1 pseudogene is annotated in these 435 nt (G+C 60.2%); it reads left to right on the top strand.

What is annotated here, in order from left to right:
• Positions 1 to 435, top strand: a pseudogene (locus tag EN780_RS39585) (ABC transporter permease); the annotation flags it as partial.

The following is a 435-nucleotide window of genomic DNA, read 5'->3' as shown; positions in this document are numbered from 1 at the left end:
CAGCATGCCGGGCGTGCGCAGCGGCTGCCTGTTGGTTTTTGTGGTCTGCCTCGGCTTCTACATCGCGCCAGCCGCACTCGGCGGGTTGGGAGACGCCATGCTATCGACCTTCATTGCGTCGCAGGTCCGTAGCTCTTTCGACATGGGACGCGTCGCTGCCTCGGCCTTTGTCCTCCTGGCAGTCGCCATCGTCGTGCTCTCGATGGTCGGGCTCGATCTCTCAGGTACGTCGCGCCGCACGGCGCAACCATCGCTGAAGTCATGGCACCGTCTCGGTGAGTTTTTTATTTCCTATCGGGCGAAGCGCTGGATAGCACAGCTCTACCGCGCAGGTGGCGACGGTCGCTGGCCGCAGCTAGTCGGCATAATGTTTCTCGCGCTCGTTATGTTCTACCTACTGTTTCCAGAGGTTCTTGTCGTCATCATGTCCTTCAG

Origin of the sequence: Mesorhizobium sp. M4B.F.Ca.ET.089.01.1.1, from assembly GCF_004022605.1 — a bacterium.
Classification (GTDB): Bacteria; Pseudomonadota; Alphaproteobacteria; order Rhizobiales; family Rhizobiaceae; genus Mesorhizobium; species Mesorhizobium abyssinicae.
This window is presented reverse-complemented; position numbering and strand designations above follow the sequence as displayed.